Annotated in this window: 1 protein-coding gene; it reads left to right on the plus strand. The window is 77.2% G+C overall.

Going from position 1 to position 18913, the window contains the following annotated elements; translation table 11 throughout:
• Window positions 1-7 precede the first annotated feature (7 nt).
• Window positions 8-18838: an SDR family NAD(P)-dependent oxidoreductase gene (locus tag AB0398_RS30620; RefSeq protein ID WP_366378912.1), complete on the plus strand. Its 18831-nt coding sequence runs from the start codon at window positions 8-10 to the stop codon at window positions 18836-18838.
• Window positions 18839-18913 lie beyond the last annotated feature (75 nt).

Here is an 18913-nt window from a genome sequence, read left to right on the forward strand (position 1 = left end):
GCTGTAGTTGAGCGGCAAGGGCAACGACACGCGGGAAACCCCGAGGACCACGACCGCCACGGCCGGGCCGGTCGCCCCGATCGCGGTGATCGGCCTGGCCTGCCGGATGCCCGGGGCCCCCGACCCCGAGGCCTTCTGGCACCTCCTGCGCGAAGGACGCAGCGCCGTCCGGGACGTGCCCGAGGACCGCGCCGGACCGGCGTCCGGACCGGGCTCCGTCGCCGAACTGGCCGGCGGCCACCCCGGCGTCCGGTACGGCGGCTACCTGGAGTCCGTCGACGGGTTCGACCCCGCCTTCTTCGGCATCTCGCCGCGCGAGGCGGCGGCCGTGGACCCGCAGCAGCGCCTCGTCCTCGAACTGGCCTGGGAGGCGCTGGAACACGCCGGCGTCCTGCCCGCCGCACTGCGCTCCACGGCCACCGGCGTCTTCGTCGGCTCGCTCGCCGACGAGTACGCCGCCCTCGCCCGCCGCACCGGACCCGGCCGCCACACCCTGACCGGCACCACCCGGGGCATCCTCGCCAACCGCGTCTCCTACGTGCTCGGACTGCGCGGACCCAGCATCGCCGTCGACACCGCGCAGTCCTCCTCCCTCGTCGCCGTCCACCTCGCCTGCGAGAGCCTGCGGCGCGGCGAGTCCGCGCTCGCCCTCGCCGGCGGCGTCAACCTGATCGTCGACCCCGCCTCCACCGCGGCCGTCGCCCGCTTCGGCGGACTCTCGCCGGACGGCCACTGCTACACCTTCGACCGCCGCGCCAACGGATACGTGCGCGGCGAGGGCGCCGGACTCGTCCTGCTCAAGCCGCTCGACGCCGCCCTCGCGGACGGCGACCGCGTCCACGCCGTCCTCCTCGGGAGCGCCGTCAACAACGACGGCGCGACCGACGGCCTCACCGTGCCCAGCCCCGAGGCGCAGGCCGACGTGGTCCGGCGCGCCTGCGCCGCCGCCGGAGTGGCGCCCGAGGCGCTCCAGTACGTCGAACTCCACGGCACCGGGACCCCGGTGGGCGACCCGCTCGAGGCCCGCGGACTCGGCCTCGCGCGGGACGGCGCCGAGGACCGGCCGGTCCTGGAGGTCGGCTCGGTCAAGACCAACATCGGCCACCTGGAGGGCGCGGCCGGCATCGCGGGGCTGCTCAAGACCGTCCTCGGGGTCGCGCGCCGCGAACTGCCGGCGACCCTCAACCACGCCGAGCCCCACCCCGACATCGACCTGGACGGGCTGCGCCTCGCCGTCCGCACCGAGCCCGGCGCCTGGCCGCGCGCCGACGAACGGCTCCTCGCGGGCGTCAGCTCCTTCGGCATGGGCGGCACCAACTGCCACGTCGTGGTCGCCGAGCCTCCGGCGCCGGCCGGTGGGGGCGGGCTGCCGGCCGTCGCGGGGACTCCGGTACGGGCCGGTGCCTCGGTACGGGACGAGACCCCGGTACTCGTCGGGGCCGGGGCCTCCGCCGACTCCGGGGCGTCCGGCCCCGAGGCGTCCGGCGCGGAGCGCGTCCTGCCCCTGGTGCTCAGCGCCCGCACCCCGGCCGCGCTGCGCGCACAGGCCGCCCGGACCGCCGCCCTGATCGAGCGCGAGGGCGGGGTGCCGCCCGGCCTGGCCCGCGCCCTCGCCACCACCCGTACCGCCTTCGAGCACCGCGCCGCCGTGACCGGCGACGTCCGCGCCGGGCTCGCGGCCCTCGCCGCCGGCCGCGCCTCCGCGGGCGTCGTCACCGGCACGGTCGCCGCACCGGGCACGGGCTCCGGGACCGGCCCGGTCGTGCTCTTCCCCGGCCAGGGCAGCCAGCGGCTCGGCATGGGACTCCGCGCCCACGCCGAGTCCCCGGTCTGGCGGGCCGCGTTCGACGAGGCCGCCGAGGCGCTCGCCCCGTACCTCCCGCGCCGGATCGAGGACGTGATCCGGGCCGAGCCGGGCACGGGGGAGGCGGTCCTCCTCGGCCGCACCGCCTTCACCCAGCCTGCGCTGTTCGCCGTCGAGGTCGCCACCTACCGCTGGCTGGTCTCGACGGGCCTCGAACCCGCCTTCGTCGCCGGGCACTCGATCGGCGAGGTCGCCGCCGCACACGTCGCGGACGTCCTCGACCTCGACCGCGCCGCCGAACTCATCGCCGCACGAGGCCGGTTGATGGACGCGCTGCCCGGGGGCGGCGGCATGCTGGCGGTCGGCGCCACCGAGGAGACCGCCGCCGAACTGCTCGCGCACACCGCCGGCACCGTCGCCGTCGCCGCCGTCAACGGCCCGGCGTCGGTGGTCCTCTCGGGCGAGACCGCCGCGCTCGACGAGATCGCCGCGCGCGCGGCCGAACGCGGCCTGCGGCACCGCGGGCTCGACGTCAGCCACGCCTTCCACTCGCCGCTCATGGACCCGATGCTGGACGAGTTCCGCCGCACCCTGTCCGGAATCGACTTCCGGCCCGCCCGCATCCCCTTCGTCTCGACGGTGACCGGCGACCTCGTCACGACCACCGACGCCGACTACTGGGTGGAGCACGCGCGCCGACCGGTCCGGTTCGACGCGGCCGTCCGCCGGCTGACGGACCTCGGCGCGACCGTCCTCCTGGAGGCGGGCCCCGGGACGACGCTCAGCGCCCTCGGCCGGGAGGTCACCGGCCGCGCGGCGACGTTCGTGCCCGTCCTCGGCAAGGACGACGCGCCCGCCGCCGCCCTCGGCCGGCTCTTCACCGCCGGGGCCGACCCGGACTGGGACGCCGTGGCCCCGCCCGGCGGCCCCCGCCCGGAGCTGCCCACGTACCCCTTCCAGCGGGAGCGCCACTGGCTCGACCTCGGGCCCGGCCGGGAAGCGGATGCCACCGCCCCGGGCCCCGGGGCTCCGGCCGCCCCCGCGGAGGATTCCGCGCCCGTGTCCGTCGTCGACCTCCGGCTCGAACAGCGGGTCGTCGAAGAGGTCGCCGCCGTCCTCGGCTTCGCCGACCCGGCGCGCCTCGACCGCACCGCCACCTTCAAGGACCTCGGCATCGACTCGCTCGGCCTGGTCGAACTCCGCGACCGGCTCGGCACCGCCCTGGGCACGGAACTGCCGGCCGCGGCCCTGTTCGCCCACCCGACGACCGAAGCCCTGCTCGACCTGCTCCGCGCCGACGTTCCGGGGAGGACCGCGAAGTCCGTGGCGGTCGTCCGGGAGCGGGCCGACGACGATCCGGTGGTCATCGTGGGCATGGGCTGCCGGTTCCCCGGGGGCGTGGCCTCGCCGGAGGACCTGTGGCGCCTGGTCACCGACGCCGTCGACGCCATCGGCCCGTTCCCCGCCGACCGGGGCTGGAACCTCGACTCCCTCTTCGCCGACGACCCCGACCGCCCCGGCACGTCCACCACCCGGCACGGCGGGTTCCTCGACACGGCCGCCGAGTTCGACGCCGAGTTCTTCGGCATCAGCCCGCGCGAGGCGCTCGCCCTCGACCCGCAGCAGCGCCTGCTGCTCCAGACCTCCTGGGAGGCCCTGGAGCGGGCCGGCATCGATCCGCACGGCCTCAAGGACTCCGACACCGGCGTCTTCGTCGGGGCGACCGCCTCCGACTACGCGCCCCGGCTCCACGAGGGCGGCGCGGGCTCCGACGGCTACCTCCTCACCGGCTCCACCATCAGCGTCGCCTCGGGCCGCATCGCGTACGTGCTGGGCTTGCGGGGGCCGGCGCTGACGGTGGACACGGCGTGCTCGTCGTCGCTGGTGGCGCTGGACCTGGCGGTCCGGGCGGTCCGGTCCGGCGAGTGCTCGACGGCACTCGCCGGCGGTGTGGCCGTGATGGCGTCGCCCGGGATGTTCGTGGAGTTCTCGCGCCAGCGCGGCCTGTCGCAGGACGGCCGGTGCCGCGCCTTCGCGTCCGGTGCCAGTGGCACCGGCTGGGCGGAGGGCGTCGGCGTACTCGTGGTCGAGCGGTTGTCGAAGGCGCGTCGTGAGGGTCATCAGGTGCTCGCGGTGGTGGCGGGTTCGGCGGTGAACCAGGACGGTGCGTCGAACGGTCTGACGGCGCCCAACGGGCGTGCGCAGGAGGAGGTGATCGGCCGGGCGCTGGCGGACGCGGGTCTGCTTCCTGCGGACGTGGACGCGGTGGAGGCGCACGGTACCGGGACGCGGCTGGGTGATCCGATCGAGGCGCAGGCGTTGATCTCGGCTTATGGCGGGGATCGTGAAGTGCCTTTGCTGCTCGGGTCGTTGAAGTCGAACATCGGGCACGCGCAGGCTGCTGCCGGTGTGGGTGGTGTGATCAAGACGGTGATGGCGTTGCGGGAAGGGGTACTGCCCCGGACGCTGCACGCCGAGGAGCCGTCGCCGTTCGTGGAGTGGGAGGGGTCCGGGGTCCGGCTGTTGGGGGAGCAGGAGGCGTGGCCGGAGCGTGGTCGTCCGCGCCGGGCCGGAGTGTCCTCGTTCGGGATCAGCGGCACCAACAGCCACATCATCCTCGAACAGGCTCCGGAGTACGTGGACCAGGCTGATCACCCCGATCACGTCGGGCCCGTCGAGCCCCGCCCCGCCCCCGACCGTCCGGCCCCGCCCGTCCTGCTCTCCGGCAACACCCCGGCCGCGTTGCGCCGCCAGGCCGCCGCGCTCGCCGACCACCTGCGCGCCCACCCCGACACCGACGCGCACGCGCTCGCCGCCGCCCTCGCCCGGCGCGCCCGGCACGCCCACGGCGCGGCGGTCCCGGTGGACGGCGACCCGGGCCGGCTCCCCGCCGCCCTGCGCGCGCTCGCCGCCGGAGAGGTCCACGACGCCCTGATCACCGGCGAACGGGCCGCCGGACGGACCGTGTTCGTCTTCCCCGGGCAGGGCTCCCAGTGGAGCGGCATGGCCCGTGAACTCCTCGTGACCAGCCCCGTGTTCCGGGCCGGGATCGAGGCCTGCGCCGACGCGTTCGCCCCGCACACCGACTGGTCCCTGCTCGACGTGCTGCACGGCGAGCCCGGCGCCCCCGGCCTCGACCGGGTCGACGTCGTCCAGCCGGTCCTCTTCGCCGTGATGGTCGCCCTCGCCGGTCTGTGGCGGTCGGCCGGCGTCGTGCCCGACGCCGTCGTCGGGCACTCCCAGGGCGAGATCGCCGCCGCGCACGTCGCGGGCGCGCTCTCCCTCGCGGACGCGGCGAGGCTCGTCACCCTGCGCAGCCGCGCTCTGACCGGCATCGCCGGCGACAGCGGCATGGTCTCCGTCGCCCTCGGCGCCGACGGCCTCGCCCCCGTGCTCGCCGAGCACCCGGACGAGTTGGAGATCGCGGTGCTCAACGGGCCCCGCGCCACCGTCGTCGCCGGCGGCGACAGCGCCCTCGGCGCGCTCCTGGCCTGGTGCGAGGAGCGCGGGGTGCGCGCCCGCCGCATCCCCGTCGACTACGCCTCGCACACCCGGTACGTCGAGCCGCTCCGCGACCACCTGCTGGAACTCGGGGCCGGGCTGACGCCGGGCACGGCCGGGACCGCGTTCTACTCCGCCGTGACCGGCGGCCCGGTCGCCACGGACACCCTCGACGCCGGGTACTGGTACCGCAACCTGCGCGAGACCGTGCGGTTCGAGACCGCCGTCGGCAGCCTGGTCGACTCCGGGCACCGGCGCTTCGTCGAGATCAGCCCCCACCCCGTCCTCACCTTCGCCGTCGAGGAGATCCTCGCCGAGCGCGGCGTCACCGCCTTCACCGGCGGCACCCTGCGCCGCGACCACGGCGGCCCGGACGCGTTCCGGCGCTCCCTGGCCGCCGCGCACCTCGGTGGCGCGCCCGTCGACTGGGCCGTCCCCGCGACCGCGCCGGACCTCCCGCTGACGTACCGCTTCGCCGCCGACCGCCACTGGCTGGTCCCGTCCGGCGGGCCCGCGGCCACGGCCCTGCCCGGCCTCACCGCCGACGCCCACCCGCTGCTCGGCGCCCGCGTCGAACTCGCCGACGGGGCAGAGCTGTTCACCGGACGGATCGACCTGCGCGCACAGCCGTGGCTCACGGACCACAGCGTCTTCGGCACCGTCCTCGTCCCGGGCACCGCCTTCGCCGAACTGGTCCTCCACGCGGGCGCCGCCGTGGACCTGCCGACGGTGGCCGACCTGACCGTCCGCACCCCCCTCGTCCCCGACCCGGACCGCCCCACGACGCTCCAGGTCCGCGTCGCACCCGCCGACGCCACCGGAGCGCGCGAGGTGACCGTGCACGCGCGGCCCGACGACACCGCCCCGTGGACCCTGCACGCCTCGGCGACCCTGCGCGCGGCCGGCCCGGCCGCGACACCGGCGGTCCCCGCGACCCCGCCCGCCGACGCGGAACCCGTCGCCCTCGACGACGTCTACGCCGGCCTGTTCCGGCTCGGCTACGACTACGGCCCCGCCTTCCAGGGCCTCGCGACCGCCCGCCGTACCGCCGACGGGGTGCTGTACGCCGACCTCGACCCCGGCCTGTCCGACGGGGACGGCACCGTGCCCCGTACGGGCTTCGCGCTCCACCCGGCACTGCTCGACGCCGCCCTGCACCCGGTCGTCGCCGGACTCGTCGGGACGCACGGCACGGACCCGGAACGACCGCTGCTGCCCTTCGCGTTCGAGGGGCTGCGGATCACCGACGCGGCCGCGGCCGCCGACGCCGACCGGCTGCGCGTACGGATCGAACCGCTCGCCGACGCCCGGTTCCGCCTCACCCTGGCCGACGTCCACGGAAACCCGGTCGCGGAGATCGACTCGCTGGCGTTCCGGCCGGTCGGCCGCGCCGAACTCGCCGGCCGCCCGGCGGCCGGAACCACCGCCCACCACCTCGACTGGCCCGAGCTGCCCCTCGCGGGACCGGCCACGGGCACCCCCCTCGTCCTCGCCGGACTCGGCGACACCGGCCTCGTCACCGACGCGGAGACCGTCCCGGACACCGAGGCGCTGCTGCACCGCGCCACGCGGCCCACGGCCGTACTCGTCCCCGTCACCGGCACCACCGACGTCCCCGCCGGCACTGATCCCGTCCTCACCGATGTCGACGTCACCACCACCGACGGCTCCTGCACCGACCCGGACCCCCGCGCCGTCCCCGCCCGCGCCCACGCGCTCGCCGCCTCCGTCCTCGCCCTCCTCCAGCACTGGATCGCCACACCGGACCTGCGCGAGGTCCCCCTGCACGTCGTGATCAGGACCGGCGACCTGGCCGCCGCCCCCGTACGCGGCCTCCTGCGCACCGCCGCCGCCGAACACCCCGGCCGCTTCGCGCTCGTCGAGACCGACGGACCGGCCCCGGCCGCCCTCCTCGCCGGCGACCACGGCGAACCCGAGTCCGCGCTCCGCGACGGCCGGACCCACGTCCCCCGCCTCGCCGTCCACGACCTCGCCCCGGCCTCCCCGCCCGCCCCGGACGGGGACGGCACCGTCCTCGTCACCGGCGGTACGGGAGCGCTCGGCGCGCTCGTCGCCCGCCGGCTCGCGGCGCGGCCGAGGCCCCCGCACCTGCTGCTGGTCAGCCGCACCGGACCGGACGCGCCGGGCGCGGACGACCTGGCCGCCGAACTCCGCGCGGCCGGCGCCCCGACGACCGTCGCCGCCTGCGACGTGACGGACCGCGACGCCCTGGCGCGGCTGCTCGCCGCCGTACCCGCCGACCGTCCGCTGCGCGCGGTCGTCCACACGGCCGGGGTGCTCGCCGACGCCACCGTCACCGAGCTCACCCCCGAGCGGCTGGCCGACGTGCTGCGGCCCAAGGTCGACGCCGTCTGGCTGCTGCACGAGCTCACCGCGGAGCTGCCGCTCGACGCGTTCGTCCTGTTCTCCTCGGCCGTGGCCGTCGCCGGTGTGCCCGGCCAGGCCAACTACGCCGCGGGCAACGCCTTCCTCGACGCCCTCGCCGCCCACCGCCGCGCCCTCGGCCTGCCCGCCGTCTCCCTCGCGTGGGGCCTGTGGGAGGAGACCGGGGCCATGACCGGACACCTCGGCGCCGCCGACCGGACCCGGCTCGCCCGGTACGGCGTCGGGCCCGTCGCGACCGAAGCCGGTCTGGACGCCCTGTTCGCGGCGGAACGGCCGCACACGATCGTCTCCCCGCTCGACGAGGGCCTGCTGCGCCAGGAAGCGGCGGACGGCCGGCTCCGCCCGGTGTTCGGCGCCCTGGTGCGCGTGCCCGCGACCGCCCGGCGCACGGCAGGACCGGGCGGCGGCGCGTGGGCCGACCGGCTCGCCGCCGTCCCGGCCCACGAGCGGCTGCGCACGCTCACCGCGCTGCTGCGCGAACAGGCCGCGCTCGTCCTCGGACACGACGGGACCGGGGACGTCGGAGCGGACCGGCCCTTCAAGGAGCTCGGCTTCGACTCCCTGACCGCCGTCGAACTCCGCAACCGGCTCGGCCGGCTCACCGGCCTCGCCCTGCCCGCCACCGTCGTCTTCGAGTACCCCACGATCGCCGGACTCGCCAGCCACCTGCACGCCTCGCTCACCACGGAGGCGCCGGAGAACGCCGTGGCGGTCGCCAGGCAGCGGGCCGACGACGATCCGGTGGTCATCGTGGGCATGGGCTGCCGGTTCCCCGGGGGTGTGGCCTCGCCGGAGGACCTGTGGCGCCTGGTCGCCGACGGCGTCGACGCCACCGGAGGCTTCCCCGAGGACCGGGGCTGGGACCTGGAGAAGTTGTACGACCCCGACCCCGACCACAAGGGCACCACGTACACCAGGCGCGGCGGATTCCTCCACGACGCCGCCGAGTTCGACGCCGACTTCTTCGGCATGAGCCCGCGCGAGGCGCTCGCCACCGACCCGCAGCAGCGCCTGCTGCTCCAGATCACCTGGGAGGCCCTGGAGCGGGCCGGCATCGATCCGCACGGCCTCAAGGACTCCGACACCGGCGTCTTCGTCGGCGCCATGTACGACGACTACGCGGCACGCCTGCGCACGGCCCCCGAGGACGTCGAGGGCCTGCTCCTGGCGGGCAACCAGTCCAGCGTCGCCTCGGGCCGTATCGCGTACGTGCTGGGGCTGCGGGGGCCCGCGTTGACGGTGGACACGGCGTGCTCGTCGTCGCTGGTGGCGCTGGACCTGGCGGTCCGGGCGGTCCGGTCCGGCGAGTGCTCGACGGCGCTCGCCGGCGGCGTCGCCGTCATGTCCACCCCGGGCACCTTCGTGGAGTTCTCGCGCCAGCGCGGCCTGTCCGCCGACGGGCGCTGCCGCGCCTTCGGCGCGGGTGCCGACGGCACCGGATGGGCCGAGGGCGCGGGAATGCTGGTCGTGGAGCGGTTGTCGAAGGCGCGTCGTGAGGGTCACCGGGTGCTCGCGGTGGTGGCGGGTTCGGCGGTGAACCAGGACGGTGCGTCGAACGGTCTGACGGCGCCGAACGGGCGTGCGCAGGAGGAGGTGATCGGCCGGGCGCTGGCGGACGCGGGTCTGCTTCCTGCGGACGTGGACGCGGTGGAGGCGCACGGTACCGGGACGCGGCTGGGCGATCCGATCGAGGCGCAGGCGTTGATCTCCGCCTATGGCGGAGATCGTGAAGTGCCTCTGTTCCTGGGGTCGTTGAAGTCGAACATCGGGCACGCGCAGGCCGCCGCTGGTGTGGGTGGTGTGATCAAGACGGTGATGGCGTTGCGGGAAGGGGTACTGCCCCGGACGCTGCACGCCGAGGAGCCGTCGCCGTTCGTGGAGTGGGAGGGGTCCGGGGTCCGGCTGTTGGGGGAGCAGGAGGCGTGGCCGGAGCGTGGTCGTCCGCGCCGGGCCGGAGTGTCCTCGTTCGGGATCAGCGGCACCAACAGCCACGTCATCCTCGAACAGGCCCCCGACAGCGCGGGATCCACCGCCCACGATTCCGGCTCCGTACCCGCCGCGCCGCTCGTGCTGAGCGCGCGGACCGAGCCGGCGCTGCGCGCCCACGCCGCCGCGCTGTACGACGTCCTCGCGCGGGACGCCGCCCCGCGCACGTCCGACGTCGCCCACACGCTCGCCCGCCGCGCCCGGTTCGACCACCGGGCCGTCGTGGACGCGGACGGGGACGTCCTGGCCGCCCTCGCGGCCGTACGGGACGGCCGACGGCACCCCGGGGCGGTCACCGGCCGCGCCGAACCCGACGGCCGGCTGGCGTTCCTCTTCTCCGGGCAGGGCTCCCAGCGCACCGGCATGGGCGCCGAACTGCTCGCCGGGTCACCGGTGTACGCCGCCGCGTTCGACGCGGTCGCCGCCCACCTCGACCCGCTCCTCGGCATCGCGCTGCGCGACCTGATCACCGGGACGGACGGGGTGGACGGGGCGCTGCGGGAGACCCGGTACGCCCAGCCCGCGCTGTTCGCCGTCGAGGTCGCGCTCTTCCGGCTCGCCGAGTCCCACGGACTGCGGCCGGACTTCGTCGTCGGGCACTCGGTCGGCGAACTCGCCGCCGCGCACGTCGCCGGGGTGTTCGACCTGCCCGACGCGGCCGCCCTCGTGGCCGCGCGCGGCCGGCTCATGCAGTCCGCCCGGGAGGGCGGGGCCATGGCCGCCTTCGCCGCGACCGAGGAACAGGCGGCCGGACTCGTCGCCGCGTCGGACGGCGCGGTGGAGCTCGCCGCCGTCAACGGACCGGACTCCGTCGTCCTGTCCGGGGACGCCGACGCCGTCGACCGGCTCGTCCGGCACTGGAAGGAGACCGGGCACAAGGCCTCCCGGCTCAAGGTCGGCCACGCCTTCCACTCGGCGCACATGGACGACGTGCTCGACGAGTTCCGCGCCGTCGCCGCCGCGCTGTCCTTCTCCGCCCCGCGCCTCCCGGTCGTCTCCACCGTCACCGGCGAGGTCGCCGATCCGCTGGAACTGACCGTCCCCGACTACTGGGTGCGCCAGATCCGGCGCCCCGTCCGGTTCGCCGACGCCGTGCGCACGGCCACCGGGCTCGGCGTGACCCGGTTCGCCGAACTCGGCCCCGACGGCACCCTGTCCGCCCTCGCCGGGGACAGCGGGGCGGACCGCGTCGTGGCCGTGCCCCTCCTGCGCCCCGGCACCCCCGAACGCGACACCGTACGGGCCGCGCTGAGCCGCCTCCACGTCGCGGGCGTCGACGTCGACCTCGTCCCGGACCTTTCCGGCGCCGGGATCGTCGACCTGCCCTCGTACCCCTTCGAGACCCGCCGGTACTGGCTCGACGTGCCCGAGGAGAACGGCGGCGCCGACGCGTACGGCCTCGACGACGTCCGGCACCCGCTCCTCGCCGGGGCGACCGAACTACCGGACGGGAGCACGATGTTCACCGGATCGCTGTCGCCGAGGCGGCGGTCCTGGCTGGCCGACCACCGGATCGACGGCCGGATCCTCGTCCCCGCGGCGGCCCTCGCCGAACTCGCCCTGGCGGCCGGCCGCGCCCTCGGCCGGCCCACGCTCCGCGACTTCCTCGTCCGGTCCCCGCTGGAGCTCGACCCCACCGCCGACGCACCCCTCCAGGTCGCCGTCGACGCCGACGGAGAGCTCACCGTACGGGCCAGGGCCGCCGACGGGACGTGGACCGTCCACGCCACCGCCCGGCTCACCGACGACCCCGTCCCGGCCGGACCCGCCCCGGACGCGCCCGCCGGAGACCGGATCGACCCGGGCGACCGCGCCGCGACCTACCGCCTGCTCGACGACGCCGGCTACGGCTACGGGCCCGCCTTCCAGGGCCTGGCCGCCGCCCACCGCGACGCCACCGGCGCCCTGCGGGCCGAGGCCGAACTCCCGCCCGCCCTCCACGGCGGCGCCGGCTCCTTCGGGATCCACCCGGCGCTGCTCGACGCGGCCCTGCACGTCCTGCCGCTGCACGCGCCCGGCGGCCCCCGCCTCGTCCCGTACGCCCTCGACGGCGTCCGGCTGCACCAGCGCGGCGCCTCCCGGGCGACGGCCCTCCTCACCCCCGTGGGGCCCGACGCCCACCGGCTCGACCTGACCGCCCCGGACGGCCGGCCCGTCCTCACCGTGGAACGCCTGACGCTGCGGGCGCTGCCCGCCGGGTCCGACCTCTACCGGACGGCGTGGGAGCCCGTCGAACCGCTCCCCGCACCGTCCGCCACCCCCGACGTGCTCACCGTCGACGCGGCGGCGGACGACGATCCGCTCGCCGCGGCCGACGCGGCGCGGGCCGCCGTCGCCGCACGGCTCGCCTCGGACGCCGCCGGGCCGCTGCTCGTCCTCACCCGGGGCCTCGCCGTCGCCGACGGCGAACCCGCCCGCGCCGGGACGGCCGCCGTGTGGGGCCTCGTCCGCGCCGCCCAGGCCGAACAGCCCGGCCGGTTCACCCTGGTCGACACCGACGGCAGCCACGACGCCGCCCTGCTCGCCGCGCTCGCGGCCCGGCTGCCGCAGGCCGCCGTCCGCGACGGCGTCCCGTACGTCCCGCGGCTGACGCCCGTGCCCGACGCCCCGGACGCCGCGCCCGCCCCCTGGCCGCGCACCGCCGACGGCGGCACCGTCCTCGTCACCGGCGGGACCGGAGCCCTCGGCCGGGCCACCGCCCGTCACCTGGTCACCCGGTACGGGGCCCGCACCCTGCTCCTCGTCTCCCGGCGCGGCCCCGAGCACCCGGACGCGGACGCGATCGCCGCCGAACTGGCCGCGCTCGGCGCGAGGGCCGAGATCCGGGCCTGCGACACCGCCGACCGCGACGCGCTCGCGGCCCTGCTCGCCGGGCTCGACGCGCCCCTGTCCGCCGTCGTGCACACCGCCGGGATCGCCGAGGACACCGTCGCCGAACGGCTCACCCCCGACGCCCTGCGGCGCCTGTTCGCGCCGAAGGCGCTCGCCGCCCGCCACCTCGACGAACTGACCCGCGACACCGCCCTCGACGCCTTCGTGCTCTTCGGCTCGGTCGCCGGAGTCCTCGGCACCGCGGGCCAGAGCGGCTACAGCGCCGCCAACGCCGCGCTCGACGCCGTCGCCCACGGACGGCGGCGCGCCGGCCGGACGGCGCTCACCGTCCACTGGGGCCTGTGGGACACCGAAGGCGGCCTCGCCGGGGACCTCGGCGAACGGGACGTCACCCGCCTGGCGCGGGCCGGGATCAGGCCCCTGCCGGCCGCCGACGCGCTCGCGCTGCTCGACCGCGCGCTGCGCGCCGACCTGCCCGTCGTGACGGCCGCCGGACTCGACGCCCGCGCGACCGCCCCGCGCCGGTTCCCCGCCGCCCCCGGACCGCGCACGCCGGACGGCGACGCGGGCCCCCGGGCCGCCGGCGGCGACGTGCCCCGGATCGTCCTCGCCGCCGTCGCCGACGTGCTCGGACACGCGCCGGACACCGTCATCGACCCCGACCGCCCCTTCACCGACCTCGGCTTCGACTCCCTCACGGCCGTCGAGCTGCGCAACCGGCTCACCGCCGACCTCGGCGTCCGGCTGCCCGGAACCGTCGTCTTCGACCACCCCACCCCGGCCGCCCTGACCGCCCACGCCACCGCCCTCCTGGAGGAGACGGCGGACACCACGGACACCGGACCGGAACCCGCCCCCGCCGACCCCCCGGCACCCGCCGCCGACCCGGACGACGACGCCATCGCGATCGTCGGCATGGCCTGCCGCTTCCCCGGCGGCGTCCGCACCCCCGACGAACTGTGGGAACTGCTCGCCTCCGGCACCGACGCCATCACCGAGTTCCCGGACGACCGGGGCTGGGACCCGGACCTCTTCGACCCCGACCCCGACCACCCCGGCACCTCCTCCACCCGACACGGCGGCTTCCTGCACGACGCCGCGGAGTTCGACCCCGCGTTCTTCGGCATCAGCCACCGCGAGGCCCTGGCCGTCGACCCGCAGCAGCGGCTGCTGCTCCAGACCGCCTGGGAGGCGGCCGAGGACGCCGGCATCGACCCCGCGAGCCTGCGCGGCACCGACAGCGGCGTGTTCGTCGGCGTCATGTACGCCGACTACGGCGCCCGGGTCCACCAGCACCGGGGCGCCGCCGCCGACCTGGAGGGCTACCTCGTCAGCGGCAGCGCCGGCAGCGTCGCCTCCGGCCGCGTCTCGTACACCCTCGGCCTCCAGGGCCCCGCGGTCACCGTCGACACGGCCTGCTCCTCCTCGCTCGTCGCCGTCCACCAGGCCGCCCAGGCCCTCCGACTCGGAGAGTGCTCGCTCGCCCTCGCCGGCGGCGCGACCGTGATGGCGAGCCCCGCCACGTTCGTCGAGTTCAGCCGGCAGCGCGGACTCGCCCCCGACGGACGCTGCAAGCCCTTCTCCGCCGACGCCGACGGCACCGCCTGGGCCGAGGGCGCGGGCCTGCTCGTCCTGGAACGCCTGTCGGACGCCCGTCGCGCCGGCCACCGCGTCCACGCCGTCCTGCGCGGCTCCGCCGTCAACCAGGACGGGGCCAGCAACGGGCTGACCGCCCCCAACGGCCCCGCCCAGGAGCGCGTCATCCGCAGCGCCCTGGCCGCCGCCGGACTCGGCCCCGGAGACGTCCACGTCCTGGAGGCGCACGGCACCGGCACCCGGCTCGGCGACCCCGTGGAGGCGGGCGCGGTACTGCGCACCTACGGCCGCGAACGCGCCGGGAACGGACCGCTCCTGATGGGCTCGGTGAAGTCCAATCTCGGCCACACCCAGGCCGCGGCCGGCGTCGCCGGGATCATCAAGTCGGTCCTCGCCATGCGGCACGGCCGGGTCCCCGGCACGCTCCACCTGGAGCGCCTGAACGAACACGTGGACTGGACCGAGGGCGAGGTACGGGTCCCCACTCGCCCGACCCCGTGGCCCGGCGGCGACGGGCCGCGCCGCGCCGCCGTCTCCTCCTTCGGCATCGGCGGCACCAACGCCCACGTGATCCTGGAACGGGGGGAGGAGCCCGCCCCGGCATCGGCGTCGGCGTCGGTCCTTGAGCCCCCGGCGCAGGACGCCGCCCCGCGCGTCGTGCCCTGGGTGCTCAGCGCCCGTACCGAGGAGGCCCTGCGCGAGCAGGCCGTCCGGCTGCGCCGGCACGTCCTGGACGGACCGGCGCCGCGCCCCGCCGACGTGGCGCTCTCCCTGGCGACCACCCGGACCGCCTTCGAACACCGGGCCGTCGTCCTCGGCCGTGACCTGCCCGAACTCCTCGCCGGACTCGACCACCTCGCGGCGGGCACGAAGCCGGAGCCCGCCGGCTTCCCCCTCGTCGTCACCGGAACCCCGGTGCGGGGCGAGACCGCCCTGCTCTTCACCGGCCAGGGCAGTCAGCGGACCGGCATGGGCACCGCGCTCCACCGGGCGTTCCCGGCCTACGCGCGGGCCTTCGACGAGGCCGCCGAGGCGGTGCTCCGCGCGGGCGGCCCGGACGTCACCGCCGCCGTCACCGGCTCTACGTCGGACCAGGACCAGAAGCAGGAGCAAGACCAGGACCCGGCCCCGGATCTGGACCGGACGGAGAACACCCAGCCCGCGCTGTTCGTCGTCGAGGTCGCCCTGTACCGGCTGCTCGCCTCCTGGGGCCTGTCCGCGCCGTTCGTCACCGGCCACTCCGTCGGCGAGATCGCGGCGGCCCACGCGGCCGGGGCGCTGAGCCTCGACGACGCCGCCCACCTGGTCGTCCACCGGGGCCGGCTCATGGGCGAGCTGCCCGGGGGCGGCCTGATGGCCGCGGTCCAGGCGGACCCCGCCACGGTCGAGGCCCTCATGGCGGAGACCGGCCTGCGGGTGGACGTCGCCGCCGTCAACGCGCCCGGCTCGGTCGTCCTCTCCGGCGACGCCGAACCCGTCGCCGAGCTCGCCGCACTGCTCGCCGGGCGCGGCCACCGCACCAAGCGGCTCACGGTCAGCCACGCCTTCCACTCCGCCCGGATGGAACCGATGCTCGACGCCCTCCGGGACCGCCTGGGCACGCTGGCCGCCGCGGAGCCGACCGCCACCGTGGTCTCCACGCTCACCGCGCGCGAGGCCGGCGCGGACGTCCTGGGGTCCCCGGCGCACTGGGCCGACCAGGTGCGCAGCACCGTCCGGTTCGCCGAGGCCCTCGACCGGCTGCGCGCCCTCGGCGCCACCCGCCTCCTGGAGCTCGGCCCGGACGCCGCCCTCACCGCGATGGCCGCGCAGTCCGACCTCGGCACCGCCGTGGCCGTGCCGTCCCTGGACCGCCGGAAGGACGACCTCACGGCGCTCTGGTCCTTCGTGGCCGCCGCCCACGTGGCCGGCGTCGCCTGGGACTGGCACGCCCTGCTCGGCCCCGGCGCCGTGACCGTCCCCCTCCCCACGTACCCGTTCGCCCGGGAACGCCTGTGGCTGCTGCCCCCGGCCGGCGGCGACGGCACCGCGACGGGCGTCGGCGCGGACGACCCCGGCCACCCGCTGCTGTCCGCCGCGATCGCCGACCCCGACGGCGGCCGGACCGCGTACACCGGCGTCCTGTCGCACCGTCGGCAGCCCTGGCTCGCCGACCACGCCCTGCACGGCTCGCCGCTGCTGCCCGCCGCCGCCCTCGTCGACCTGCTGACCCGGCTGGCCCGGCGGCACGACGCGGACGGCCTCGCCGAACTCACCCTGCACGCCCCGCTCGTCGTCGGCCCCGACACCGAGACCCGGCTGCGCGTCACCGTGGCCGAGGACGCCGTACGCGTCCACGCCAGGACCGGCGAAGCGCCCTGGACCCTCCACGCGGAAGCCCTGCTCGCCACCGGGGGAACGGCCCCGGACGCCTGGACGGGCGACCGGCCGCAGCGCGCGCGGACCGTCGAACTCGGAGACGTGTACGAGGAGTTCGCCGCGCACGGATACGACTACGGTCCCGCCTTCCGGGGACTGCGCGCCCTGTGGTCCGACGGCGACACCCTCTACGCGGACGTGGACACCGGCGACCCCCTGGCCGCCGGCCTCCTCGACGCCGCCCTGCACCCGTGGCTCGCCGACGTGCTGCGCCGCGACGAGGGCGGCGACGGGACCGACAGGACCGACGGGGCCGATGTGGACGTGCCGTACAGCTGGCACGGGATCCGTGCCTACGCCGAGCCCTCCGGGCCGCTGCGCGTCCGCGTCCGCCGCCTCGGCGCGGCGGCCTTCGCCCTGGACGTCACCGACGACCTGGGCCGGCCCGTGCTCGGCGTCGACGAGGTCCGGCTCCGCCCGGTCCCGGCGGCCGCGCTGGGCGCCGGTCGGCGGGGGAGCGGCACCCCGCTGCACGAGGTCGTCTGGAAGGAGGCCCCGCTCGAACCCGCCGGACCGGCGGGCCGCGCGGTCGCCCTCGTCCTGGGCGACCCCGCCACCGCCGGGGAACTGCCCTTCCCGGTCGTGGCCGCGCCCGACGGGACCGAGGACACCGTCGTCGCCGTCGCCGCGCACGGCGACGCGCGCGCCAACCTGCGGGCCGTGCGCGAGCTGATCCTCGCCCTGCCCGAGCCCACCCGTCTGGTCGTGCTGACCCGGAACGCCGTCGCGGTCGACCCGGCCGACCCGGTCACCGGGCTCGCCGAGTCCCCGCTCTGGGGACTCGTCCGCTCGGCGCAGCACGAACACCCCGGCCGGATCGGCCTCGTCGACACCGACGGCCACGCCGACTCGACCGCCGCGCTGCCCCGCGCGATCGCCGCCGGGGCCGACCAGACGGCCCTCCGGCACGGCGCCGCCCACCGGCCCCGGCTCGCCCCCGTCACCCGGCCGGCGGGCCCCGCGCCCGCCTTCGGCGACGGCACGGTGCTCGTCACCGGGGCGGGCGGCGCCCTCGGCTCCGCCGTCGCCCGCCACCTCGCCGCCCGGTACGGCGTCCGCAGCCTGCTCCTGGCCAGCCGGCGCGGCGACGCCGACCCCGCCCTGCGCGCCCTCGCCGAGGAGCTGCGCGCCACCGGAGGGGAGTCCGTCGAGGTCCGCACCGAGGCGTGCGACCTCGCCGACGCGGCGGCGGTCGACCGGCTCGTCGCCGGGATCGACCCCGCCCGTCCGCTCACCGCCGTCTTCCACGCGGCCGGCACACTCGACGACGCCGTCCTCGCCAACCTGACCGACGCACGCCTCGACCACGTCCTGCGGCCCAAGGCCGACGCGGCCGGGCACCTCCACCGCGCCACCGCCGGGCTGCCGCTCACCGCGTTCGTGCTGTTCTCCTCCGTCGCCGGCGTCCTCGGCAACGCGGGCCAGGCCGGCTACGCCGCCGCCAACACCCACCTGGACGCCCTCGCCCAGCACCGCACCGCCGCCGGGCTCCCCGGCACCTCGCTGGCCTGGGGCCTGTGGGAGACCGACGACGCGGCCGGAATGGCGGGCTCGCTCGACAACGCGGCCCGGGCCAGGATCGACCGGCTCGGCATCCGTCCCCTGTCGACCGCCGACGGACTCGCCCTGCTCGACACCGCGCTCGCCCTCGGGGAGAAGGCGCCCGCCCTCCTCGTCCCGGCGCGGTTCGACACGGCGGCCCTCGCGCGCCGGCCCGAAGGACCGCCCCCGCTGCTCGCCGGCCTCGTCCCCGTACGGCGCGCGACGGCGGCGGACCGGGGCCCCGCGGCCGTCCCGCTCACCGAGCGGATCGCGGGCCTCGAACCGGAGGCCGCGCGCGTCCTCGTCCACGGGGTCGTCCGGACGTGCGTCGCCGAGGTGCTCGGCCTGCCGCGGAGCGTCCACGTCCCCGACGACCGGGGCCTGTTCGACCTGGGGCTCGACTCCCTGACCGCGATCGAGCTGCGCAACCGGCTCGGCGCGGAGGCCGGCACACGGCTCCCGGCCACCGTCCTCTTCGACCACCCCACCCTCAGGGACCTCACCGGCCACCTGCTGGAAGGCGCCGCCGGGGAGCGGACGGTGTACGACGCGGACGCCCTGGGCGACTGGGTGAGCGCGGCGTCCGGCCTCGGGGCCGAGGACGACCGGCGGGCCGGTCTCGTACGGGCCCTCAAGACGGCCCTGGGACGCCTCACCGGCCCGGACGACACCGATCCCGCGACCGCCTTTGGAATGGATTCAGCCTCCGATGATGAGCTGTTCGGACTGCTGGACCGAGAACTGACCGACTGACCGGCCGAACACCCGACGGGCCGGACCCGGCACCGACCGGGCCGGCCCGGACACCGGCCGAGTACCGAACGGGCC

Origin of the sequence: Streptomyces sp. NPDC086147, assembly GCF_040702165.1 — a bacterium.
Taxonomy (GTDB): Bacteria; Actinomycetota; Actinomycetes; order Streptomycetales; family Streptomycetaceae; genus Streptomyces.